The sequence below is a fragment of the Curtobacterium sp. MCBD17_026 genome (genome assembly GCF_003234895.2).
Taxonomy (GTDB): domain Bacteria; phylum Actinomycetota; class Actinomycetes; order Actinomycetales; family Microbacteriaceae; genus Curtobacterium; species Curtobacterium flaccumfaciens.
Genome location: NZ_CP126281.1, coordinates 2,646,790 through 2,668,182 on the forward strand (window position 1 = coordinate 2,646,790; position 21,393 = coordinate 2,668,182).

The 21,393-nt window shown below is 73.0% G+C and carries 27 protein-coding genes; 12 read left to right on the forward strand and 15 right to left on the reverse strand.

The window, feature by feature from the left end; all coding sequences use genetic code 11:
- Positions 1-79 precede the first annotated feature (79 nt).
- The 3 genes from DEI85_RS12530 to DEI85_RS12540 form a co-directional block, all read right to left on the reverse strand.
- Entirely contained in the window at positions 80-571 is a 492-nt protein-coding gene (locus DEI85_RS12530) for a pyridoxamine 5'-phosphate oxidase family protein (protein WP_181420162.1), read from the reverse strand.
- Between the two features lie 371 nt (positions 572-942).
- The gene (locus DEI85_RS12535) at positions 943-1,605 is read right to left on the reverse strand and encodes a hypothetical protein (RefSeq protein WP_071405092.1); all 663 of its coding nucleotides are present in this window, start codon (positions 1,603-1,605) and stop codon (positions 943-945) included.
- Between the two features lie 188 nt (positions 1,606-1,793).
- Entirely contained in the window at positions 1,794-2,903 is a 1,110-nt protein-coding gene (locus tag DEI85_RS12540; RefSeq protein ID WP_258369976.1) for an LLM class flavin-dependent oxidoreductase, read from the reverse strand.
- Positions 2,904-3,080: 177 nt separating this feature from the next.
- Here DEI85_RS12540 and DEI85_RS12545 point away from each other — a divergent pair, with 177 nt between their 5' ends.
- Positions 3,081-4,019: an SDR family oxidoreductase gene (locus DEI85_RS12545; protein WP_111124123.1), complete on the forward strand. Its 939-nt coding sequence runs from the start codon at positions 3,081-3,083 to the stop codon at positions 4,017-4,019.
- 202 nt (positions 4,020-4,221) lie between these two features.
- Here the strand turns inward: DEI85_RS12545 and DEI85_RS12550 are convergent, their stop codons facing one another.
- Positions 4,222-5,013: an NRDE family protein gene (locus DEI85_RS12550; protein WP_181420163.1), complete on the reverse strand. Its 792-nt coding sequence runs from the start codon at positions 5,011-5,013 to the stop codon at positions 4,222-4,224.
- Positions 5,014-5,077: 64 nt separating this feature from the next.
- Between DEI85_RS12550 and DEI85_RS12555 the strand changes: the two genes are divergently transcribed.
- From DEI85_RS12555 to DEI85_RS12585, 7 genes are all read left to right on the forward strand, one after another.
- On the forward strand, positions 5,078-6,343 hold the full coding sequence (locus DEI85_RS12555) for a bifunctional phosphopantothenoylcysteine decarboxylase/phosphopantothenate synthase (RefSeq protein WP_111124140.1): 1,266 nt from the start codon (positions 5,078-5,080) through the stop codon (positions 6,341-6,343).
- Between the two features lie 64 nt (positions 6,344-6,407).
- A complete protein-coding gene (locus tag DEI85_RS12560; RefSeq protein ID WP_111124124.1) occupies positions 6,408-6,806 on the forward strand; it encodes a DoxX family protein in 399 nt (132 codons plus the stop codon).
- Positions 6,803-7,594: a YqjF family protein gene (locus tag DEI85_RS12565; protein WP_181436428.1), complete on the forward strand. Its 792-nt coding sequence runs from the start codon at positions 6,803-6,805 to the stop codon at positions 7,592-7,594. Before DEI85_RS12560 ends, DEI85_RS12565 begins: the two co-directional genes overlap by 4 nt.
- A complete protein-coding gene (locus tag DEI85_RS12570; protein ID WP_111124126.1) occupies positions 7,591-8,058 on the forward strand; it encodes a DUF1810 domain-containing protein in 468 nt (155 codons plus the stop codon). The genes DEI85_RS12565 and DEI85_RS12570 overlap by 4 nt, the downstream gene beginning before the upstream one ends.
- Positions 8,059-8,211: 153 nt before the next feature.
- A complete protein-coding gene (locus DEI85_RS12575; RefSeq protein WP_110862496.1) occupies positions 8,212-8,862 on the forward strand; it encodes a GntR family transcriptional regulator in 651 nt (216 codons plus the stop codon).
- A gap of 176 nt (positions 8,863-9,038) precedes the next feature.
- A complete protein-coding gene (locus DEI85_RS12580; protein WP_027466277.1) occupies positions 9,039-9,494 on the forward strand; it encodes a MarR family winged helix-turn-helix transcriptional regulator in 456 nt (151 codons plus the stop codon).
- A 298-nt stretch (positions 9,495-9,792) separates the two neighbouring features.
- Complete coding sequence (locus DEI85_RS12585) at positions 9,793-10,665, forward strand: aggregation-promoting factor C-terminal-like domain-containing protein (RefSeq protein ID WP_111124127.1); 873 nt, start codon at positions 9,793-9,795, stop codon at positions 10,663-10,665.
- 88 nt (positions 10,666-10,753) lie between these two features.
- On the opposite strand, the gene DEI85_RS12590 is transcribed toward DEI85_RS12585, so the two are convergent.
- From DEI85_RS12590 to DEI85_RS12605, 4 genes are read right to left on the reverse strand one after another with little or no spacing between them, the layout of a single operon-like run.
- Positions 10,754-11,062, reverse strand: coding sequence for a hypothetical protein (locus DEI85_RS12590; protein ID WP_110862498.1), 309 nt, complete (start codon positions 11,060-11,062; stop codon positions 10,754-10,756).
- Positions 11,059-11,709, reverse strand: coding sequence for an Asp23/Gls24 family envelope stress response protein (locus DEI85_RS12595; RefSeq protein ID WP_146244806.1), 651 nt, complete (start codon positions 11,707-11,709; stop codon positions 11,059-11,061). The genes DEI85_RS12590 and DEI85_RS12595 overlap by 4 nt, the downstream gene beginning before the upstream one ends.
- Positions 11,706-12,260: an RNA polymerase sigma factor gene (locus tag DEI85_RS12600; RefSeq protein WP_110862500.1), complete on the reverse strand. Its 555-nt coding sequence runs from the start codon at positions 12,258-12,260 to the stop codon at positions 11,706-11,708. Before DEI85_RS12600 ends, DEI85_RS12595 begins: the two co-directional genes overlap by 4 nt.
- Positions 12,261-12,269: 9 nt before the next feature.
- Positions 12,270-12,419 (reverse strand): hypothetical protein, encoded by a 150-nt coding sequence (locus DEI85_RS12605; RefSeq protein ID WP_181420165.1) that lies wholly within the window; start codon positions 12,417-12,419, stop codon positions 12,270-12,272.
- Positions 12,420-12,537: 118 nt separating this feature from the next.
- On the opposite strand from DEI85_RS12605, the gene DEI85_RS12610 reads away from it, so the two are divergent.
- Positions 12,538-13,167 carry an MOSC domain-containing protein gene (locus DEI85_RS12610; protein ID WP_258369977.1) on the forward strand — a complete coding sequence of 210 codons (630 nt, stop codon included), beginning with the start codon at positions 12,538-12,540 and terminating at the stop codon, positions 13,165-13,167.
- A gap of 42 nt (positions 13,168-13,209) precedes the next feature.
- Here DEI85_RS12610 and DEI85_RS12615 read toward each other — a convergent pair whose 3' ends face one another.
- On the reverse strand, positions 13,210-13,593 hold the full coding sequence (locus DEI85_RS12615) for an MmcQ/YjbR family DNA-binding protein (protein ID WP_110862502.1): 384 nt from the start codon (positions 13,591-13,593) through the stop codon (positions 13,210-13,212).
- A gap of 140 nt (positions 13,594-13,733) precedes the next feature.
- On the opposite strand from DEI85_RS12615, the gene DEI85_RS12620 reads away from it, so the two are divergent.
- Positions 13,734-14,033 (forward strand): excalibur calcium-binding domain-containing protein, encoded by a 300-nt coding sequence (locus DEI85_RS12620; protein WP_220032965.1) that lies wholly within the window; start codon positions 13,734-13,736, stop codon positions 14,031-14,033.
- Between the two features lie 142 nt (positions 14,034-14,175).
- Here the strand turns inward: DEI85_RS12620 and epsC are convergent, their stop codons facing one another.
- The 3 genes from epsC to DEI85_RS12635 form a co-directional block, all read right to left on the reverse strand.
- Complete coding sequence (gene epsC / locus DEI85_RS12625; protein ID WP_258376390.1) at positions 14,176-14,760, reverse strand: serine O-acetyltransferase EpsC; 585 nt, start codon at positions 14,758-14,760, stop codon at positions 14,176-14,178.
- Positions 14,757-15,695, reverse strand: a complete 939-nt coding sequence (gene cysK / locus DEI85_RS12630; protein ID WP_111124130.1) for a cysteine synthase A — start codon at positions 15,693-15,695, stop codon at positions 14,757-14,759. The genes epsC and cysK overlap by 4 nt, the downstream gene beginning before the upstream one ends.
- Before the next feature lie 199 nt (positions 15,696-15,894).
- Positions 15,895-16,932 (reverse strand): dipeptidase, encoded by a 1,038-nt coding sequence (locus DEI85_RS12635; RefSeq protein ID WP_111124131.1) that lies wholly within the window; start codon positions 16,930-16,932, stop codon positions 15,895-15,897.
- 43 nt (positions 16,933-16,975) lie between these two features.
- On the opposite strand from DEI85_RS12635, the gene DEI85_RS12640 reads away from it, so the two are divergent.
- Together DEI85_RS12640 and DEI85_RS12645 are read left to right on the forward strand one after the other, a co-directional pair.
- Complete coding sequence (locus tag DEI85_RS12640) at positions 16,976-17,551, forward strand: GNAT family N-acetyltransferase (protein WP_111124132.1); 576 nt, start codon at positions 16,976-16,978, stop codon at positions 17,549-17,551.
- Positions 17,548-18,057, forward strand: a complete 510-nt coding sequence (locus DEI85_RS12645) for an SRPBCC family protein (protein ID WP_111124133.1) — start codon at positions 17,548-17,550, stop codon at positions 18,055-18,057. The genes DEI85_RS12640 and DEI85_RS12645 overlap by 4 nt, the downstream gene beginning before the upstream one ends.
- Here DEI85_RS12645 and DEI85_RS12650 read toward each other — a convergent pair.
- Genes DEI85_RS12650 through DEI85_RS12660 form a run of 3 tightly spaced genes read right to left on the reverse strand, consistent with a single transcriptional unit; the run spans position 18,024 to position 21,363 of the window.
- Positions 18,024-18,857 (reverse strand): MurR/RpiR family transcriptional regulator, encoded by an 834-nt coding sequence (locus tag DEI85_RS12650; protein WP_027466258.1) that lies wholly within the window; start codon positions 18,855-18,857, stop codon positions 18,024-18,026. The genes DEI85_RS12645 and DEI85_RS12650 overlap by 34 nt on opposite strands.
- Positions 18,854-20,113: an allantoate amidohydrolase gene (locus DEI85_RS12655; RefSeq protein ID WP_111124134.1), complete on the reverse strand. Its 1,260-nt coding sequence runs from the start codon at positions 20,111-20,113 to the stop codon at positions 18,854-18,856. The genes DEI85_RS12650 and DEI85_RS12655 overlap by 4 nt, the downstream gene beginning before the upstream one ends.
- Positions 20,110-21,363, reverse strand: coding sequence for a pyridoxal-phosphate-dependent aminotransferase family protein (locus DEI85_RS12660; protein ID WP_111124135.1), 1,254 nt, complete (start codon positions 21,361-21,363; stop codon positions 20,110-20,112). The genes DEI85_RS12655 and DEI85_RS12660 overlap by 4 nt, the downstream gene beginning before the upstream one ends.
- Between the last annotated feature and the right edge of the window lie 30 nt (positions 21,364-21,393).

Sequence of the window (21,393 nt, forward strand, 5' to 3'; positions counted from 1 at the left end):
CGCGCACGAGCACCGCGCGGCGCGTCCCGACACGGCACGACGCCGCCGTCCCGACAGGACGACGGCGTCGCGTCGCGCTTCAGAGCTCGATCGTGCCGTGGTCGCCGGTGTCCGGCTGGCTCTGCTTGCCGAGCGCCGCCTTGAACATCTGCACCAGGCTGCCGACCGGCCCGGTGTCCTGGGTCCAGTACTCGACCGAGACCCCCTCGACCGTCAGCAGTCGGATCGACGGGTCCTGGCGTCCCTTCGGGAACCAGGCCTCGGCGAACGGGGACCACAGCTCGTCGACCACCGAGTCGTCGCGGGTCACGGTGGCGGTGCCGGCGATGGACAGGTACCCGCCCTGTGACTCGATCGAGACGTTGACGTGCGGGTTCCGCGCGATGTCCTCGACCTTCTCGCTGCCGTCCTGCACCAGGAACCGCAGGGTCCCGTGGAACGTCTTGTCCTGCACCGCGAGGGGCCTGGCGTGCAGGTTCCCGTCCTCGCTCACCGTGGTGAGCAGTGCCGTGTGGGCGCCGTGGACGATGTCCGAGATGGCGGCGCGCTGGTCCGTCTGTGTGTCGGTCATGGTGCTCCTTTGCGTCATGCGCCCCGCTCCGCGCGACGTGCGACCGTCGGTGCACGGGGCTGTACCGTTCCGACCAGTGTGCCCCTCCGGCGCTGGACGCGTCAGCCCGGCGCGTCCAGGTGGTCCGGTCCCGGTCGGCCTGGAGGCCCGGCGCACCTCCGCCACGCCGCCCCCGGCCCGGCGCGTCACGGCCAGCGGGCCGTGCATGCGTGCGCATGAAGCGACACCACGCGCGTCGATCGACAGGTGGAACGTCGTTGCATGCACACGCACCGGATGCGTGTGCATCGAGCGACCGGGCACGAGTCGATCGACGCGTGGATCGTCGGAACATGCACACGCACGCACCCGAGAACGGCTCCCGCGGAGGGTCAGGCGGGTTCGCGGATGGTGGTCTCGACGTCGACGACCTGCGGGATCTTCGGCATCGAGGCGAAGCCGAACGCCACGGGCGGGTCGAGCGGCGCCAGGTCCCCGAGCGGCTCCCCCGCCCAGGTCCCCCGCACGCCGGTGACGTCGTGCGCCCCGGTCACGCCGTAGTACTCGCGGCGACCGTTGCCCGCCGACCCCGCCGTGCCGGACCCCGGCGCGAGCAGCCGTGCCACGGGGTCGATCGCGGCGAGCCAGCGCGGGTCGCGGGCGATCGGCTTCGGGACGATGCGCAGGATCCGGCCGAGCGGCGAGATGCCGCCGACGTCGATCGAGGCCTGCAGTGCCCCGGCGGACAGCTCGAGGCCGCTGGCGGTGCGGCGGGCGCGGACGTCGACGACCGAGACGGTGTCGAAGCGGTAGGTGCCGGAGACGTACGCAGCGACGATCTCGTCGGGCGCGAGCAGCACGCTGGTGCCGTCGGGGAGCTCGAGGAACACGTCCGTGAACGGGCCGAACGGCGAGCGGTCCCACATCCCGACCACGATCCGGACGCCCGAGGTGGTGCCGACGCCCATGATCCGGCCGCGGAACCGGCGTTCGACGACGGAGTCGGAGGCGTGACCAGCAGCGGGACCGGAGGCGTGGTCGGGGCGTGACGACATGCCCTGGACCGTACCCGCGGCCCCCGTGAGCCGATCTCGGTGGGCCTCCCCGGGCCTCCCGGCCGTTGCGTGCGGCACCGGACGGAGTCCACACGCAAGACACCGGTGTCCATGCTCCGAACACCCGCGAAGGGTGGTGTGGAGCGCGAACACCGGTGTCTTGCGGACCCCGACCGGACCCGCGACCGTCAGGCGACGGGGACGGGCTGCGCCAGCAGCTCGCGCACGCGGGGTGCGACCTCGGTGCCGTAGAGCTCGATCGACCGCATCATGTCGGCGTGCGGCAGGCGACCCGTCGCGTACCGCATGTCGAAGCGCGAGGCGCCGAGTATCCGCATGTTGCGCGCGACCTTCCGGGCGACGGTCTCCGGCGAGCCGACGTAGAGCGACCCGCCGGCCGACAGGCTCGCGCGGTACCCGGCGACGTCGAGGGGCGGCCAGCCGCGCTCCCGGCCGAGCTGGTCGGTGACGGCCTTGTGGTACGGCCAGTAGCGCTCGGCGGCCTCTTCGTCGGTGGCGGCCACGAAGCCCGGCGAGTGCATCGCGATGGGCTGCTGCGGCAGGTCGAGCTGCGCGAGGGCCTGGCGGTACAGGCGGGAGAACGGGGCGAACTGCGCCGGCTGCCCGCCGATGATGGCGAGGAACAGCGGCAGGCCGTACGACGCGGCACGGATGACCGACTGCGGGGAGCCGCCGACGCCGATCCACGTCGGGATGGCACCGTGCTCGAGCTTCGGGAAGACGTCCTGGTCGACCAGGCCCGCGCGCTTCGTGCCGGACCAGGTCACGGCGTCGCCGCCGCGCAGGGCTGCCCAGAGCTGGAGCTTCTCCTCGAACAGGACCTCGTAGTCGCTCAGCTCGTAGCCGAACAGCGGGAACGACTCGGTGAAGGAGCCACGACCCAGGATGACCTCGGCGCGGCCGTTCGACAGGGCGTCGACGGTGGCGAAGCGCTCGTACACGCGGACGGGGTCGTCGGAGGACAGCACCGTGACCGCGGAGCCCATCCGGATGCGCTCCGTGCTGGCGGCGATCGCGGCGAGGACGACCTCGGGGGCGCTCACGACGAAGTCGGCTCGGTGGTGCTCCCCGACGCCGATGAAGTCGACGCCGACCTGGTCGGCGAGGACGGCCTGGTCGACGACGTCGCGGATGCTCTGCGCGTCGGACTGCAGGCTGCCGTCGGCGCGTTCGGTGACGTCGCCGAAGGTGTCGAGGCCGAGCTGCAGCGGCCCGATCCGCTCGGGTGCGGGCGGCGGGACGTCCGAGGGACGGTCGGTGCCGAATGCGTTGCTCATGGTGTCCTCCTGATCGCACTTCCATGCGTTTGCATAAACATAGCACGACGTGGGTCCGCGCGCACGGGGCCGCCGCGGGGCCCGCTCGGGGCCCGCTCGGGGCCCGCTCGGGGTCGGGCCGGGGTCGGCTCGGGGTCGGGGCGGGGTCGGCCAGCCCGCACGAGTACGGTCGCCCGCATGCCGAACCTCCCCGACCAGACCGGACGTCGCATCGTCGTCACCGGGTCCAACAGCGGCACCGGACAGGAGGCCGCCCTGCGCCTCGCCGGAGCCGGCGCCAGCGTCGTGCTCGCCGTCCGCAGCACCGAGAAGGGCGAGACCGCCGCCGCCGGCATCCGCGCCGCCCACCCCGCAGCCGACGTGGAGGTCCGCGAACTCGACCTCGCCGACCTGGCGAGCGTCCGCCGCTTCGCCAGCGGCATCGTCGACGAGGAACGCCCGATCGACGTCCTCGTGAACAACGCGGGCGTGATGGCCCCACCGGAACGCTTCGAGACCGTCGACGGCTTCGAGTTGCAGTTCGGCACGAACTTCCTCGGCCCGTTCGCCCTGACGAACCTGCTGCTGCCGTCGCTGCTCCGTGCCCGAGCACCCCTCGCCGACGGGCCCCTGGCCCAGGCGCCCCGCGTCGTCACGATGTCGAGCCTCGCCGCGATCCCCGGCCGGATCCGCTTCGCCGACCTGCAGTGGGAGCGCGGCTACAACGGCTGGCGCGCCTACGCGCAGTCGAAGCTCGCCGACCTGCTCCTCGCGCTGCACCTGCACCGTCTGACCGTCGAGGCCGACGTGCCCCTGGTCAGCAACGCCGCCCACCCCGGCTACACCCGGACGAACCTGCAGGCCGCGGGACGCTCGCTCGGTCGGTCGAAGCCGGTGCGGTCGAGCAACCGCGCCCTGCCGTTCACCCAGGCCGTCGAGCAGGGCACCGAGCCGCTGCTGTACGCGGCGGTCGGGCCGAACGCCGTGGGCGGCGCGTACTACGGCCCCTCGGGTCCGTTCGGCATGACCGGTCCGACCACCACAGTCTCGATCCCCGGGTCCGCGCGGAGCGCCGACCTCGCCCGCTCACTCTGGGCCGTCGCCGAGGACCTCACCGGGACGCGTCCGCCGCTCTGAGCGGGCGCGGCGCGGGTCGTGTTGGTCGCGCCCCTCGCACGGTGCGAGGGGCGCCGCGGCCGTGCGAGGTTCCGGACGTGGTGCGAGGGGACGCGGGTCGCACCACGGACGCAACCTCGCACCGCTCGGACGTCGTGCGCGCTGGGACGCGGGCGCGGGGCGCGGCCGGGAGGCCCGGGGCGGGTCCGGCACGTCGCCAGCGTCAGGCGCGGTGCAGTTCCACCGACCCGTCCAGCCGACCGGGTTCGGTCAGGCGGGCGTGCTGCATGACGGTGCGGCCCGGCGCGATCGCCGCGGCGACGATCGACAGGGTCGTCATGTGGCCCTCGGCCTCGTGCACGTCGCGGAGGATCGCGTCGGGGTGGTCGCTCGGCAGCGCTGCGGACTCCGCCAGCACGCCGAACCAACCACCCCAGCCGTCCCCGGCGTCGCCACCGGAGTCCACGGTGCGGAGTTCGTCGAACGGGCCGAGCACCGGCGGGCCGGCCGGGGCGTCGACGGCACGGAAGGCCTCGAGCCACCGACCGATGCGCGGCGCCGCGGGATCGTCGGCCGCACCGTGCGTCACCATGTGGACGCCGGGGCCGAGGTCGGTGGTGCGGACCTGTTCGCCGTCCCAGGTCAGCACCGAGGCGCCCTCGGCCGTGGCGCGCACCAGGTTGAAGGCCCGCGTGGTCGGCAGTGTGCCGTCGTGTCCGGGCAGCAGGTCGTCGGCGACGGCGTCCACCGGCACCACGCCGCGGGTCGTCCACGTGCCGTCGACGCTCGTCACGGGTTCGGCGCGGTTGAGCACCACGGCCAGGCCGGCTCGGTCGGACGCGGCGAGCCACGCACCACCGGCGGAGCGGTCACGGACACCACGGAGGTCCGGGTCGCGGTCCGGCCACCAGGCAGCGGGCGGGTCCCACGGACGCTCGGGCGACTCGTCCCGCAGGGCGAGCACGGTGACGGGCCACGCGGACCCGGGGTCGACGCGGACGACGACGGTGCACATGCCGTCGATCCTCGCACGTGGCCCCGGTAGCGTGAGCCAGGTGAACGCAGCAGCAGAGCGCGCCCTGACCGTCATCGTGGGGATCACCGGGGGCATCGCCGCCTACAAGGCCGTCGGGGTCGTCCGCGACCTGGTCAAGCGCGGCCACGACGTCCACGTCGTCCCGACCGAGGGCGCCCTGCGCTTCGTCGGACTGCCGACGCTCGAGGCCCTCAGCCGCAACCCCGTCACCACGAGCGTGTGGGACGACGTCGCCGAGGTGCGCCACGTCGCGCTCGGTCGCCGGGCGGACCTGGTCGTCATCGCCCCAGCCACCGCGGACTCGCTGGCCCGGATGGCGCACGGCCTGGCGAGCGACCTGCTCGGTACGACACTGCTCGCGACCGAGGCACCCGTGGTGGTCGCCCCCGCGATGCACCCGCAGATGTGGGAGCACCCCGCGACCCGTGCGAACGTCGCCACGCTGCGTGACCGCGGCGTCCACCTGGTCGGCCCGGTCGTCGGCGCGCTCACCGGCGACGATGCGGGCATCGGTCGGATGGCGGAGCCCGAGGACATCGTCGCCGCCGCGCTCGCCGTGCTCGACCAGCACCCCGCACCGGCCGGTCGCCGCGACGCGGACGGCTCGGTGGCCGGCACCGGAGCCCGTGGCGAACAGGGCGACCTGGCCGGCGTCCGCGTCGTCGTCAGCGCGGGCGGCACCCGCGAGCCCTTCGACCCGGTGCGGTTCGTCGGCAACCGCTCGAGCGGCCGCCAGGGCATCGCGATCGCCGCCGATGCCGTCCGTCGGGGCGCGTCCGTGACCCTCGTCGCCGCGAACGTCGAGGGCTCGCTGACCGCCGGGCTGGACGCGACCGTGGTGGCCGTCGGGTCTGCGCTCGAACTCGCCGAGGCCGTGCACACCGCCGCCACCGAAGCCGACGTCGTCGTGATGACCGCCGCCGTCGCCGACTACCGTCCGGCCGAGGTGCTCACGGAGAAGCTCAAGAAGGACTCGCAGGGCGAGCGCATGACGCTCGAGCTGGTGCGGAACCCGGACGTGCTCGCCGACCTCGTGGCGGCACGGCGGACGGGGCAGATCATCGTCGGGTTCGCCGCCGAGACCGAACCCGACCGCGACGCGCGGATCGAGCTCGGGCGCGCCAAGATCAGCCGGAAGCCCGCGGACCTGCTCGTCGTGAACCACGTCGGCTGGTCGGCCGGCTTCGAGCGCGAGGAGAACGCGATCGAGGTCCTGGTGCCCGGCGGCGAGGTGGTCCGCGAGACCTCCGGCTCGAAGGCCGAGGTGGCGACGGCGGTCCTCGACCTCGTCGCGACCGCACTGACGTGAAGGGACACCGACGTGAACCGGCGCACTGACCTGGTTCCGAGGACCGGCGAGCACGATGGGGCGCATGCGACGACGTGAGCGGGTCCGCCGTGCCAACCGCACGGCCACCCTCCTGGCGGTGATCCTCGGCGCTGCCGGTGTCACCCACTTCCTGCGCCCCCGCGGGTACGACCGGATCGTGCCGGACCCGCTGCCCCCGCGGCTGACCACGCTGGCGTCCGGCGTGGCCGAGCTCGGCATCGCCGCCGGGCTGGCGTTCCCCGCGACCCGCCGTGCCTCGGGGTGGGCAGCCGCGGCGCTGTTCGCGGCGGTGTTCCCGGCCAACGTGAAGATGGCGAACGACCTCCTCGACCACCCCCGCTCGAGCCGGGCGGCGCGGCTGGTCTCGGTGCTGCGGCTCCCGCTGCAGGCCCCGTTGGTGCTGTGGGGCGTGCGCGTCGGTCGGCACGCACCGAAGCCGTGACCGAGCCGTCGTGGACGCGCGCGGCGGTGCCGTTGCTGCACCGCCCGGTCACCCAGCACGCCTGGGAGGACATCGTGTTCGCGCACTGGCGGCACGACCCGGCGTCGCTGCAGCGGCTCGTCCCCCGTGGGACCCGTCCGGACGTGGTCGACGGCAGCGCCTGGGTGGGGCTGTCGGCGTACGTGTTCCGGGAGACCCGGGTGCCGCCGTTCCCGTCCGCCGGGCGGCTCGGCACCATGACCGAGGTCACGATCGAGGTGCTCACGGTGGACGACCAGGGGCGGCGCGGGGTGACCTACCGCACGGTCGACACCGCGAACGTGCCCGCCATCGTCGCCGCGCACGCGCTGCTCGGCGTGCCGTACACGTTCGCGCACGCAGGTTCCCGTCGCCGTGGTGACGCGGTGGCGCACCGATCCGTCCGGCACCCGACCCGCGCACTGCACCCGGTGCGGTGGGCGCGGTCGCTCCGGCAGGAACGCCCGACCGGTGCGGCGCGGCCGAAGCACGCGGCCTCGGTGCGGGTGACCGCCGGCGAGGCCGTCGACACCCCGCTGGCCGCGGAGCTCACCACCCGCGCCGGCATCCACGCGCGGTACCTGGCGCAGACCCTGTTCTGGCAGCGGCAGCACCCGGTGCTCACCACCCGTTCGGCCACGCTCGACCGACTCGAGGGCGACCTGCCCGACGCCGTCGGCATGCCGGGGTTGTTCGACCGGGCGCCGGACTCCCTGCTCGTGGTCGACGGCACGACCGTCCTGTACGGCTGGGGCGGGGTCGTGCGGTGACGGACGCACCGACCGACGCACAGGCCGACGACCCGTTCGACCTCGACCGCTTCGTCCGGGCCCAGCAGGGTGTCCACGACGTCGCGCTCGACGAACTCCGTCGGGGCCGGAAGTCGTCGCACTGGATGTGGTTCGTGTTCCCGCAGCTGGCCGGCCTGGGCCGGAGCGCCACGGCTGTGCGCTACGCGATCACCGGCGCGGACGAAGCCCGCGCCTACCTGGCACACCCGGTGCTCGGTCCCCGCCTGCTCGCGGCGACCGACGTCGCACACCACGCCCCCGCCCACTCCGCCGACGCCCTGCTCGGGGGTATCGACGCGGTGAAGCTCCGGTCGTCGATGACGCTCTTCGCCCGGGTCGCCGCCGACCCGCGGCCGTTCTTCGCCGTGCTCGACCGCTGGTACGACGGCGCCGAGGACCCGGCCACGCTCCGCCTGCTCGGTGAACGCTCCGGACACGAGTGACGCGCATGACCGGCACCTGACACGTCGACGCTGACACGCGCTGAGCCGATCGGAACGCCGTTGTCATATCAGGTACGGTGATGCGAGCACGTGCGATGTCGACCGTGCCCGTTCGCCCGGCGCCCCGACGCCACCGCCCCCGAAGGAGAACGCATGCCGGTCCCCCGCAGCGCCCCGACCGAGCACCAGCTGCTCCGTGACACCGTCCGCCACAAGATCCACGACGCGATCATGGACGGCACGCTCCTGCCCGGGGAACGCCTGAACGACGACGAGCTCATCGCCTGGCTCGGCGTCTCCCGCACGCCGATCCGCGAAGCCCTCAGCCAGCTGTCCCGCGCCGGCCTGATCGAGATGGCCCCGAACCGGTACACCCGCGTCACCACGCCGGACCCGACCGAGGTCGTCGAGGCGATGCAGACCCTCGGCGTGCTGTTCGGCGGCGTCGTCCGACTCGCGGTCCCGCGCCTGGGGTCGGCAGGCCGGAAGAAGATCCTCGCGCAGCTCGACAAGACGATCACCGAGCTCGAGGCCCACGAGGTCGCCGCCGTCAACCACGACGCCCTCGACGTCTTCGCCCTGTACGTCGCCGAGTGCGGCAACGAGAACCTGCAGCGCGTCTGCCGCGACACGATGGACGGCCTGGCGTTCCGGTTGCGTCTGCCCAACCTCGACGAGCTGGTCGACTGGGACCGGATGACCGAGGACTTCCGACGACTCCGGGCGGCGACCGAGTCCGGCGACAACGTCGCGGCCGAGCTCGCGACCGAGGCGATCCACCAGCTGCCGGGCGAGAAGCACTGAGCTCACCTGTACCCGCGTACAGGAACCGCCCGTCTCGCCGACGCGAGGCGGGCGGTCGACGTTCCACGGGCCTCCCGGCCGGTGGCTCGGGCACGCGCGTGACGCTCCCAGTCCCAGGGCCGCGCGGACCGATAGCATCGCTGGCGACCACCTGAACCAGGCACCCGGAGCAGCACATGAACCCCCGCCCGACGGACCGTACCGAGGTCGCCGCACGCCTGGCCGCCGCGGTCGGTCGGATCAACCGACGGGCCCGTACCGACTCGGCCTCGCTCGGGTACGGCATCGTGTCGGCGCTCGCGTCGATCCAACGGCACGGACCCCTGCGCCCCGGCGACCTGTCGCGGATCGAGGTGGTCACGAAGCCCACGATGACCCGCATCCTGACCGAGCTCGAGCAGCGCGGCTTCATCCAGCGCGAGGCCGACCCGCGCGACGGCCGGGCGTTCATGGTGACGGCCACGCCGGAGGGCATCGAAGCGGTCGAGCAGGCCCGCGCGAACCGCACCGGGATCGTCGCCGAACTCATCGCCGAGCTCGACGAGTCGGACGTCCAGGCGATCGCCGGAGCCCTGGCCGCGCTCGAGCGCGTCGCCCAGGGCGAGCACGCCCAGGAACCTCACACCTTCTAGACCGCGCACGACCGTTACCGAACCGTTACCAAGCGGTGGACGGACCGTTCTGCCAGCGTTCCTGAACGCGCTGCCCAGTCTGACCGGTCATGGTGTCGGCTCCGCCTGATCGCGGCCACCCCACGGCTGCTCCCGGCGGACGGACGGGCCCCACACCACCGTCCGATCCTCACCGGCTCGAGGACTCCTCGTCGTCGCCGACGGTGTCACCGACACCGCCAGCCTCCGGCGTGCCCGCACGACCTCGTTCGCGCGAGCAGGAGTCCCTCCCCCACCGAGCCGCCGACCTGCGGAACCGATGCGACACACCCCTGAGCTCCCCACCACCACCGCCTCGACCCGACGTGAGGCCCTGAACACCCCCAACCGCCGGATGCGCCGGGCCCTACGGCACCGCGCGACGCTGATCGCCGGCGGCGCCGCGGTCCTCGCCGTCGCCGGAGGCGCGCTGACCGTCGGCACGCAGCCCGCCATCGGCGAGGCCCTCGGCATGCCCACCGGCACCGCGAGCGCCTCGGCGACCGCACAGCCCGCCCTGCGCGGCACCGCGCTCGACCGCGCCCAGGCAGCCGCCACGATCACCACGGCGAAGACCGTCATGCAGACCGCGAACGACAGGGTCGACACCTCGGCGCTCGAACAGCGCGTCGACGCGCTGAGCGACTACCCGGACCTGTCCGGCGCTGCGCTGACGAACCGGATCTCGACGACGGTCGCGTCGACCACCGACGTCGCGCAGGCGAGCGCCACGCAGGACAAGCGGGACGTCGACGCGAAGGCCGCAGCCGCAGCGAAGGCCGCAGCCGAGCGGCAGGCGGCCGCCGAGGCAGCGGAGGCCGCCCGGAAGCTCGCCGCCGGCAACACCGTCGCCGGCGCCAAGGCCACGGCGACCTCGCTCGCGTCGTCGAAGTACGGCTGGGGTGCCGACCAGTTCCAGTGCCTGGACAACCTGTGGACCAAGGAGTCCGGCTGGAACTACCAGGCCGTCAACGCGAACGGCGGCGCGACCGGCATCCCGCAGGCGCTCCCCGGCTCGAAGATGGCCACGATCGCCGCCGACTGGCGCACCAACGCCACCACCCAGATCACCTGGGGTCTGCAGTACATCAGCTCGGCGTACGGCACCCCGTGCGCAGCGTGGGGGCACTCGCAGGCGAACAACTTCTACTGATCGGCGCGGGTCGCGAAGGCGACCGGCAGACGGACGGGAGGCCCGTGGCGGATCCGCCACGGGCCTCCCGTCCGCTTCGTGGTCGCGGTCAACCCACCCGGGCGACGCGGACGTCGACGCGGCTGAGCGCCAGGCCGTGGGCTGCGGCGGTCGCCAGGGCGACGTCGTGGACGGCGCGGGCGACCTCGGGGGCCGGGCGGAAGCCATCGGTGCCGATGACGACGCGCAGGGCGTCGTCGTCCACGACGACCCGGAGCGGGCCGGTGTTCGTCGCGATGCTGCGGACCGCATGGACCGCACTCGCGACCGTCGGGCGGGAACGGTAGAGGTCGTCGACGCCCGGGACCTGCAGGACTGCGGACTCGATCGCGGCGAGGGTCTCGTCGGTGGCGCTCATCGGGCCTCCTCCGGGTCGGTGCCGGGCTCGGGGTCCGGCAGGAGGTCGCGGACGACGACGTCGATCGCCTCGACGAGCAGGTCGGTCTGCTCGGCCAGGGCACCGGCCACGGCGGTGCGGACCAGCTCGGCGGTCGCGGGGATCGACGGACCGGCGGCGATCGCGATCTCCACGAGCACCCGGATCGGGGATGCCAGCTCGGTGACGTCACCGTCCAGCTGGCACCGGGCCACGAGCACCCCGGGGACCTCGTCGCCGGTGCGGCGGATGAGGGAGCGGATGGCGCCCTCGGTCATCACGGGGCGCTCCGTCTCGGACAGCGGGCGGAGCGGGACGTCGCGTCCGGAGCGGGACTCGATCGAGATGTTCGCCAGGACGCCGGTGATCCAGGACTCGTCGGCCGGGGCCTCGTCGCGCGCAGCCGCCTCGAGCGAGCGGAGCGAGGCGTGGCGGACGCGGATGATCGCGGCGAGGGCGTTCTGGCAGGCGGGCGAGTCGTCGATGCTCGGGTCGGCCGGCTGCATGCCCGCGTCGAGGTAGTCGGCGAGCTCGTCGATCGAGTGTCCGTCCAGGTCACCCGGCTCCAGGGAGTCGAGTGCTTCGGGGCTGTCGGGCAGGTCCGGTCGGATGCCGTCGTGGTCGGTCATCGCCATCCCTCCATGAGTCGGATCATGTTCTTCCTCGCTCGGGACAGCAGTCCCCGGACCGTCGACGGTGGCAGGTCGAGTTCGGCGGCGATCTCGTCGTACCGGTACTCGAGCACCTCCTTCATGATCCAGCACCGTCGTTGGGCTTCGGGCAGTTCGGCCAGCGCACGTTCCACCGCGTCCTCGCGGGAGCGAGCCTCGGCGACCCGGTCGGGTGCGTCGTCGGCGGGCGCGGCGACCTCGAGCTCGGTGACGTCGTCGTGGATGCGACGTGCGCGGATGCGGTCCAGGCACTTCCGGCTGAGGATGCGCATCAACCAGGACTTCACCCGCGCGAGGTCCTCGAGGCTGTCGAGGCGGTCCCAGGCGGTGATGAAGGTCTCCTGCACGACGTCGTCGAGTTCATCGGTGGAACCGAGGGTCCGACGAGCGTAGGCGCGGAGCAGCGGGGTGTGGCGACGGATCAGGACCTCGAAGGCCCGGACGTCACCGTCGGACGACCGGCCGGCGAGGACCGCGTCGTCGAGCTCGGCGAGGGACTGGTGGTGCACGCGTTCCTTCTACTGGTGGTGGATGGAGAACGGCTGGGTGCGCCGGTGGGCCGGCACGACCTTGAGCGGTCCGACCGGCCGGGCGGTGAGCGACCGGACACGCGCCAGGGCGAGCACGTGCGCGGGGGCGTTCCTGGGGACTGCGACGGTGCGGGTCATGTCGTCTCCTCGTGGTGTGGTCGACGATGGGACGTGCGTCGCACCCGTTTCGTCACACATCAGCACCAGCTGCCGGTCGGGGTTTGGCGCACCGACCCGGGTGCGCCAGAGTGGCTCCATGTCGCTCGTCACCGCCGTCTGCCGCGTCGACCGCCTGCTGCCGGACTCCGGCATAATCGGCGTCACCGCGATCGACAAGCGCCCGGTCACCGGCAGCGTCCGGGTCCGACCCCTCGGCCTGCGCGCCGACGTGCAGGCGAACCGCAAGTACCACGGCGGTGTGGACCAGGCCGTGTACGCCTACGCCGACGAGGACGCCGCGTACTTCGCCGACCTGCTCGACCGCGAGGTCACGCCGGGCCTGTTCGGCGAGAACCTCCGCACCAGCGGCATCGACGTCACCGGGGCCGTGACCGGGGAACGCTGGCGGATCGGCGAGACCCTCGTGCTCGAAGTCACGATCCCCCGCACGCCCTGCGGCACCTTCGCCCGGCGGATGGGGATCGACAGGTGGGTGAAGCGGTTCGCCGACGAGGGGCGGCCGGGGGCGTACTTCCGCGTGGTCAAGTCCGGCTCGGTCGCGGCGGGCGACCCGATCGAGGTGACCCACCGGCCCGACCACGGGGTGACCATCGGCGAGATCTTCAGCGACCTGTCGCCCGAGCGTGCACGGGCCGTGCTCGATTCGGGTGAGCGGCTGGCACCGAAGGTCGTCCAGGACCTGTCGAAGGTCGCCGCGCGGGCCTGAGCCCGTCGAGCCCGTCGAGCCCTTCGAGCCCCTTGCGCCCGGTCAGCCCGGCAGCACGCCGCGCGACGGGTCGATCGGACGCTTCGCCGCAGGCAGCCCGGCGACCACCAGGTCGTAGGCGTTCGCCACGAGGTCCTCGACCAGGGTCTCGTCGATGCCATCGCCCGGTGTCAGCGTGATCCAGTGCCGCTTGTTCATGTGCCACCCGGGCGTGATCTCGGCGAGGTCGCGAACGAGCGCGGCACCGTGCGGTGGTGCGCACTTGAGGTTAACGATCGGGGTGCCTCGGACCTCGCTGATCATCACGAACATCTTGCCGACGACCTTGTAGACGAGCGAGCCCTCGCCGAACGGCTGGGTCTCGACGGCAGCCGGCAGCCCCAGGGCCGTGCGGCTCGCGATCTCGTGCAGCTGCTGGCCGTCCATGGGACCAGCATGGCGCAGGCCGCCGACAGCGCACCCGTTCGGGGGCGGGTCGTGCGCCTCGGTCACGTCGTAGGATCACCACGCCGCGTACCCGACGCGGCGGTCGCTCGCGCGACCACCACCAGTTCCAGGGGGAACCCGTGCGCATCATCCGTACCCTCGGCATCGCCGCCGCCACCGCTGTCCTCGCGACCACCGTCGTCGTCGGCGGGACCTCGACCGCGCAGGCAGCGCCGAAGTCCTACGCCAACTGCTCAGCGGTGCAGAAGGTGTACTCCGGCGGCATCGCCAAGAAGTCCGTCACGAGCAACAAGGTCGTCTCCGGCGGCAAGACCACCTCGCGCGCGCTCAAGGGCACGGTGAAGAAGGACGACGCCCTGTACAAGGCGAACGTCAAGCTCGACCGCGACAAGGACGGCATCGCCTGCGAGAAGAGCTGACGCTCGCTGGCGCTCGGTGACACCTGCACGACACCGGTGGTCGCGCCCTGAACACCCGCACACCGCGTTGCGACGCGCGAACACCGGTGTCCTGCGGCCTGCCACGCCCGGTGTGCGCCCGGCGCGGCGCTGGGCGACGCGCTCAGAGCGTCGGGACGCCCTCGTGCCCGGACCGGGGACGCGGAGTCCCGGCGACGCCGGTGACGACCGACCCCGCCGGTACGTCCTTCGTCACCACGGTGTTGGCACCGACGACGGAGTCCGGACCGATCGTGATCGCCCCGATCAACGACGACCCGGCGCCGAGCACCACGCGGTCCCCCACCACCGGGTGCCGTCGAGCCCCCGGCCCGTGGTCGCCCCCGCGCCCGCCGAGGGTCACTCCGTGGAACACGAGCACGTCGTCTCCGATCACCGCGGTCTCCCCGATGACGACGCCCATGCCGTGGTCGATGAAGAACCGACGGCCGATGCGGGCCCCCGGGTGGATCTCGATGCCGGTGACCGACCTCGCGACCTGCCCGAGCAGGCGGGCCGCGAACCGGGACCCGGGCAACCCCTGGGCGTGCCAGAGGCGGTGGGTCACCCGGTACGTCCAGATGGCGTGCAACCCGGAGTAGACGATCGCGTTCTCCAGGTCGCCCCGGGCAGCGGGGTCACCTCGGCGTGCTGCGGACAAGTCCTCACGGATGGTCCGCAGCACGCCTCGTCGGAGGGGACGACTCACGCAGTGAGCCCCTCGAAGAGCACCGTCGACAGGTAGCGCTCTCCGGTGTCGCACACGATGGCGACGACCCGCTTGCCGACGTTCTCGGGGCGTGCCGCGATCTCGAGGGCAGCGTGGATGATCGCGCCGGACGAGATACCGGACAGGATGCCCTCCTGCGTCGCCAGGGCGCGGGCGACCCGGAGCGCGTCGTCGAGTTCGACGTCGAACACCTCGTCGATGACACTCTGGTCGAGGACCTCGGGGACGAAGTTCGCGCCGATGCCCTGGATCTTGTGCGGACCCGCCTTGCCCTCGGAGAGCAGGGGCGAGTCCTTCGGCTCGACGGCGACGATCTGCACGCCGGGCACTCGCTCCTTCAGCACCTGCCCGACACCGGTGATCGTGCCGCCGGTGCCGACACCCGCGACGAACACGTCGACGTGTTCCTCGGTGTCGCGCAGGATCTCCTCCGCCGTGGTCTTCCGGTGGATCTCAGCGTTCGCAGCCGTCTCGAACTGGTGGGCGAGGATCGCGCCCGGGGTCTCCGCGACGATCGACTCGGCCTTGGCGACCGCACCCTTCATGCCCTCGGGCCCGGGGGTCAGGACGATCTCGGCACCGTACGCACGGATCACCGCGCGGCGCTCGACACTCATCGTCTCGGGCATCGTGATGACGACCCGGTAGCCACGTGCGGCGCCGACCAGGGCGAGGGCGATGCCGGTGTTGCCGGACGACCCCTCGACGATGGTGCCGCCGGCCTGCAGCGCGCCGGAGGCCTCGGCGGCGTCGATGATCGCGACGCCCAGGCGGTCCTTGACGCTGGCGCCCGGGTTGTAGAACTCGAGCTTCGCGAGCACCTCGGCCCCGCCCGCCTTCGGCAGCCGGTTCAGCTTGACGAGGGGGGTGTTGCCGAACGCCTGGGAGATGTTCTCGTAGATGGTGCCGCTCATCCGGTCCGTCCTTCGCAGCTCAGGTCGCGCATCGCTCTTCCTGGAGGCGCGGTGTGCGCCCGATCCTAGCGACCGGACCCCAGGCGGTCCTGTCCGTGACGGCGCCTGCGCGCGGGACGCGAGTCGCGCCTCCACGCCGTCGGCGGCCCTGTCCATCACTCGGTGTGCACGGCGGATGCGAGGCGTTCGCCCCACCGCGTCAGCGCACGAACGCCGTCCGGGCGAACCGCTCGTCGGTCGCTTCCAGAACCCGCAGTACGTTGCCGCCGGCCAGCGCGTGCAGGTCCGACTCGCCCCAGCCGCGCCGGACGAGCTCCGCCGCGAGCACCGGGTACCGCGACACGTCCCGCAGGTCCGGCGGCAGCACCGGGGTGCCGTCGTAGTCACCGCCGAGGCCCAGGTGCGCCACACCGGCGACGTCGCGCGCGTGCTCGACGTGGTCGGCGACGTCCGACACCGTGACCAGGGGCGGTTCGCCGGACATGCCCGACTCCTCCCAGTCCGCCCACGCCCGCGACACGAACTTCGGCACGAAGGTGATCATCACCACGCCGCCGTTGTCGGCCAGCCGGGCGAGCACGTCGTCGGGCACGTTCCGCGGGTGGTCGTCGATCGCGACGGTCGACGAGTGGCTGAACACGACGGGCCGGGTCGCCACGTCGAGGGTGTCCCGCATGGTGGCCGGGGCGGTGTGGGACAGGTCGACGAGCATGCCGATCCGCTCCATCTCGGCGACGACCTGCCGCCCGCGGTCGGTCAGGCCGCCGTGTGCCCGCTCCCCGGTCGCGGAGTCGGCCCAGGGGGTGTCGTCGTTGTGGGTGAGCGTCATGTAGCGGACGCCGAGCCGGGCGAGGGTCCTGAGGACCGCGAGGTCGTCGCCGATCGAGTGCCCGCCCTCGGCGCCGAGCAGCGACGCGATCCGGCCGGAGTCGACGGCGGCACGGACCTCGGCGGCGGTGCGGGCGAGCGCGAGGTCGTCGGGGTAGCGCTCGATGATGCGGTGCGCGAGGTCGACCTGCTGCAGCGTCGTACGCACGGGGTCAGGGTCGTCCGCGGGCACGAACACCGACCAGAACTGCCCGACGACGCCGCCGGCACGGAGCTTCGGGATGTCGGTGTGCAGCGAGTCGGTCTCGGTGTCGATGCCCTCGACACCGGAGTCGTGGCTGTCCCGGCGCTCCCAGGGCAGGTCGTTGTGGCCGTCGATGACCGGGAACGGGAGCGCGTCGAACGTCATCCCCCGACGCTACCGCCCGCGCCGTCGTGGCTAGGCTCGACCCGTGCAGCCCGTCACCCTCCGCACCGAACGACTGGTGCTCTCGGTCCCCGAGCTCGGCGACGCCGAGGACGTGATGGCCTACGCCAACGACCCGGACGTCATCGCGTACACCCCGGTGCCGGTACCGTACGGGCACGCCGAGGCACGGTACTGGATCACGGACGTCGTCGTGGCCGGCTGGGCGGCGGACAGCCGGTACGAGTTCGGGATCCGACGCGCGGACGACCTCCGGCTGCTCGGCACGGTCGGTTTGTTCGCCTTCGCCGACGGGGCCGCCGAGATCGGGTACGCCATGCACCCGGACGGTCGTGGCTCCGGCATCATGACCGAGGCCGCCGAGCGCGTGCTGCAGTGGGCCTTCGCCGGTCCGCCCGAGGGACTCGGTCTCGTCCGGGTGCAGTGGCGCGCGATCGCCACGAACACCGCGTCGGCCGCGGTCGCCCAACGACTCGGTCTGCGATTCGAAGGACGTACGCGGTCGAGCGTGCTGCACCGCGGCAGCCGGCACGACCAGTTGCTCGCCGCCGCGTTGCACGACGACGACCGGTCGACCCCGACGGGCTGGCCGGCGTCGTGACCGTCTCGTTCCGGGTCGTGACGGACCTGCCTGTTCCACCGGAGCGCGCCTTCGCGCTGTCGCTCGACATCGGCGCGCACGAGCGATCGATGGCCGCGACCGATGAACGCGCCGTCGCCGGCACGACGGCCGGCACGATCGGCCTGGGCGAGACCGTCACCTGGCGTGCGCGGCACTTCGGGATCGTCTGGCGGATGACGAGCGGGATCACCGACCTGGAGGCACCCCACCGGTTCGTCGACGAACAGGTGCGTGGGCCGTTCGCCCGGTTCCACCACGAGCACCGGTTCGAGCCGTCGGCCGGCGGCACGCGCATGGTCGACACCATCACGTTCCGCGCTCCGCTCGGCCCGCTGGGCCGTCTGGCCGAGGTGCTCGCGCTGGCTCGGTACATGCCGCGGCTCATCGCCGACCGGAACGCCTCGCTCGCCGCCGAACTGCGCGCCGAGCTGCGCGCCGGGTCGGACGGCGATCAGGGCGCGGCGAGCTCCCCCAGCGCGTCGTAGGCGGCGGCGACGGCGTCGACCCGCACCCGGCCACCGGGACCCGAGGCGTCGTAGACGTCGTTCGTGATCGCGGCGACGACGGCGAACAGCGCGGCCATCGAGTCGAACGCCGACGGCGAGTCGACCGGGCAGAGGATCGCGGTGGCCGCGGGGGCGGCGATGACCGCGGCCGTCGGGTCGCCGAGGACGATGACGTCCGCCCCGGAGTCGACGCAGTGCCGGACGATCCGCTCGACCCCGGCGGTGTGCCGACGCACGGTCACCAGGACCACGAGGTCGTGCCGGTCGAGGTCGGCGACCTCTTCCCCGAGCCGCTGCCCGGGTGACGGACCGACCCGGACGTCAGACCGCACCTGCGCCAGCTGGGACCGCAGTTGCAGCGCGATCGGGTACGCGCCGCGTTCACCGAGGACGAGCACGCGGCGGGCGCGGACGATCCGACGGGCGAGCCGCGGGCGGTCCGCTCGGCCGAGCGACGCGAAGGCCGCGTCGAGGTTGCGCGCCTCGACCGCGCGCTGGTCGACGTGGGCAGCGTCCTCAGCGACCCACGGCAGGCCCGAGCCCCGTGCGGACATCAGGTTCTGCCGGACCTCGGCGGCGTCCTGGAACCCCAGCGACCGCACGAGTCGCGAGACCGTTGCCTTCGAGGTGCCGGACTCGGCCGCGAGTTCGGCGGAGGTGCCGACGAGCAGGAGTTCCGGATCGTGCCGGACCATGGCGGCGACCCGTCGTTCGGCGGGTGAGAGCTGCTCCCACACGGAGTCGATCCGGGCGCGGACGTCGGGGCCGGCGGTGCTCATGCGCGGGCCACTCGGTCGACGGCGACGGCCAGGGCGTCGAGTCCGAGGGCGATGTCCGGCGTCGACACGAACTCGTCCGGGTGGTGGCTGATGCCGTCGGGGTTGCGGAGGAACAGCATCGCCACGTCGGTCACGAGCCCGAGCGACATCGCGTCGTGGCCGGCCCGTGAGAACAGCTCGATGGGCGCTGTCTCGCCCGTCGAGACGATCCCGGCGCGGACGGCGTCCATGAGCCGGGGCGAGCAGAACACCGCGGGCGCACGGTGCACCTCGGTCGGGGTGACGCTCACCCCGCGCCGTTCACCGATGAGCGTGAAGGCCTTGGTGAGTTCGTCCCAGACCTCGTCGCGCTCGTCGTCGAACTCGCCGCGCAGGTCGACGGAGAACCGTGCGAGCCCGGGGACGACGTTGACGGCTCCGGGTTCGACGGTCATCGTCCCGACGGTGCCGACCTGGTGCGAGGCCCGGCAGATCCGTTCCACCGCGAGCGCGGCCTCGGCGGCGGCGAGCAGGGCGTCGTGCCGGCGCTCGTAGGGGGTGCCGCCGGCGTGCCGGGCTTCGCCCACCGCCTCGACCGAGAACCGCCGGGCGCTCGCGATGCTCGTGACGACCCCGAGGGCCTGCCCGGCCTGTTCGAGGTGCGGACCCTGCTCGATGTGCGCCTCGAGGTAGCCGATCACCGATGCCGGGTCGACGGCGGCGTCGCCGACGCGCTCCGGGTCGAGGCCGAAGTCGGTGAAGGCCTGCCGGAGCGTGACACCGTCACCGTCGGCCAGGTCCCACCAGGCGTCGTCCCAGACGCCGGCGACCGCGGACGAACCGAGCAGGGCCTTGCCGAAGCGCGTGCCCTCTTCATCGGAGAACGCGATGACCTCGAGCGCGACCGGCAGCGGGCCGGCGGCGGTGAGCCGTGCGGCGGTGCGGATCGCCATGAGCACCCCGACGACGCCGTCGTACCGTCCGGCGTCCACCACGGTGTCCAGGTGCGAGCCGAGCAGCAGCACGGGCGCGTCGGGCGTCGCGCCCTCGGCCCGGCCGTGCAGGTTGCCGGCGGCGTCCTGCCAGGTGGACAGTCCGGCGTCCTGCATCCAGCGCGCGACGAGGGCGTTCGCCCGGGCGTGCTCGGGTGACAGGTAGACGCGGGTGATGCGGCCCGGCTCGGCGCTGAGGGTGGCGAGCTCGTCGCACCAGCGGGCGACGAGCTCGGCGTCCGCGGCGCCCACGGCGGTGGCGTTCAGGACGGGCACGGCGCTCACGCGAGCACCTCGGCTCCGGCGCGAGCGACCGCTGCGGTGTCGTCGCGGAAGACGTCGAGGGCGGCATCGACACCGCCGCCGTGCGGGACCGCGTGCCCGGCCCGACGCAGGGTGTGCTCGAGGGCGGCCAGGGTCGTGATCACGGTGTCCTTCCGGGCGTTGTAGCCCATGGTGCCGATGCGCCAGACCCGTCCGTGCAACGGACCGAACGAGGTGCCGATCTCGATCCCGTGGTCGTCGAGCATCGCGCCGCGGACCTGGTCGCCGACGACGTCGGACGGGATCTCGACGGCGACGACGTTGTGCATCTTGTGGGCGACGTCACCGAAGACCGGGAGCCCGAGGGCCTGCACCCCTGCGAGCATCGCGCGCCCGGCGGTCTCGTGGCGGGCGACGACGGCGTCGCGGCCTTCCTCGAGCAGGATGCGTGCGCACTCGTGGGCGGCGTAGAGCATCGACGCGGCCTCGGTGTGGTGGTTCAGTCGGCGCGGACCCCAGTAGTCGAGGATCATCGCGAGGTCGAGGTAGTTCGAGCGGATCGGTTCGTCGGCGACGTCGTCACCGGGTTCGCGGATGCCGGCCTCGACGCTCCGCCGCTCGTCGAGCACGGCCACGGCCTCCGGCGACAGCGTGACGGGCGCGCTGCCGGACGGGCCGCCCAGGCACTTCTGCAGCCCGGCGCTCACGGCGTCGATCCCCCAGGCGTCGACCTCGAGCGGGTTGCCGCCGACCGTCGCCGTGGCGTCGGTGTACAGCAGGACGCCGTACCGCTCGCAGATCGCACCGAGTTCTTCGAGCGGCTGGTTCATCGTGGTCGAGGTGTCGCCCTGCACGACGGCCAGCACCTTCGGCCGGACGCGGGCGACCGCCGACTCGATCGCGGACGGCGTGAAGACCTGGCCCCAGTCGGTCTCGATGGTGTGGACCTCGGCACCGGCGCGGCCGGCGATCTCGGCGAGCAGGTGCCCGAACCGGCCGAACACCGGCACGAGCACGCGGTCGCCCGGGGCGAGCAGTGACACCAGCACCGCTTCGATCCCCGCGCGCGAGGTGCCGTCCACGAGCAGCGTCGCGTCGTTCCGGGTGCCGAACACGCGGCGGTAGAGCGCCTGCGTCTCGTTCATCGTGGCGGTCATCCACGGGTCGTACTGGCCGACGAGCGGCGTCGACAGTGCACGGAGCACGCGCGGGTCGGCGTCGATCGGACCGGGCCCCATGAGGAGACGGGCGGGTGGGTTCACTGGGAGCATGGTGGTTCCTTCCGTTCCTGATCCGAAGAT

Bases quoted from the DNA above. Each gene is read 5' to 3' on its own strand.
- DEI85_RS12540 (WP_258369976.1), bottom strand. From the start codon at position 2,903: ATGAGCAACGCATTCGGCACCGACCGTCCCTCGGACGTCCCGCCGCCC.
- DEI85_RS12550 (WP_181420163.1), bottom strand. From the start codon at position 5,013: ATGTGCACCGTCGTCGTCCGCGTCGACCCCGGGTCCGCGTGGCCCGTC.
- DEI85_RS12530 (WP_181420162.1), bottom strand. From the start codon at position 571: ATGACCGACACACAGACGGACCAGCGCGCCGCCATCTCGGACATCGTC.
- DEI85_RS12580 (WP_027466277.1), top strand. From the start codon at position 9,039: ATGAACCCCCGCCCGACGGACCGTACCGAGGTCGCCGCACGCCTGGCC.
- cysK (WP_111124130.1), bottom strand. From the start codon at position 15,695: ATGAGCGGCACCATCTACGAGAACATCTCCCAGGCGTTCGGCAACACC.
- DEI85_RS12615 (WP_110862502.1), bottom strand. From the start codon at position 13,593: ATGGACGGCCAGCAGCTGCACGAGATCGCGAGCCGCACGGCCCTGGGG.
- DEI85_RS12660 (WP_111124135.1), bottom strand. From the start codon at position 21,363: ATGCTCCCAGTGAACCCACCCGCCCGTCTCCTCATGGGGCCCGGTCCG.
- DEI85_RS12560 (WP_111124124.1), top strand. From the start codon at position 6,408: ATGCGACGACGTGAGCGGGTCCGCCGTGCCAACCGCACGGCCACCCTC.
- DEI85_RS12585 (WP_111124127.1), top strand. From the start codon at position 9,793: ATGCGACACACCCCTGAGCTCCCCACCACCACCGCCTCGACCCGACGT.
- DEI85_RS12535 (WP_071405092.1), bottom strand. From the start codon at position 1,605: ATGTCGTCACGCCCCGACCACGCCTCCGGTCCCGCTGCTGGTCACGCC.
- DEI85_RS12590 (WP_110862498.1), bottom strand. From the start codon at position 11,062: ATGAGCGCCACCGACGAGACCCTCGCCGCGATCGAGTCCGCAGTCCTG.
- DEI85_RS12575 (WP_110862496.1), top strand. From the start codon at position 8,212: ATGCCGGTCCCCCGCAGCGCCCCGACCGAGCACCAGCTGCTCCGTGAC.
- DEI85_RS12610 (WP_258369977.1), top strand. From the start codon at position 12,538: ATGTCGCTCGTCACCGCCGTCTGCCGCGTCGACCGCCTGCTGCCGGAC.
- DEI85_RS12635 (WP_111124131.1), bottom strand. From the start codon at position 16,932: ATGACGTTCGACGCGCTCCCGTTCCCGGTCATCGACGGCCACAACGAC.
- DEI85_RS12605 (WP_181420165.1), bottom strand. From the start codon at position 12,419: ATGACCCGCACCGTCGCAGTCCCCAGGAACGCCCCCGCGCACGTGCTC.
- DEI85_RS12595 (WP_146244806.1), bottom strand. From the start codon at position 11,709: ATGACCGACCACGACGGCATCCGACCGGACCTGCCCGACAGCCCCGAA.
- DEI85_RS12545 (WP_111124123.1), top strand. From the start codon at position 3,081: ATGCCGAACCTCCCCGACCAGACCGGACGTCGCATCGTCGTCACCGGG.
- DEI85_RS12650 (WP_027466258.1), bottom strand. From the start codon at position 18,857: ATGAGCACCGCCGGCCCCGACGTCCGCGCCCGGATCGACTCCGTGTGG.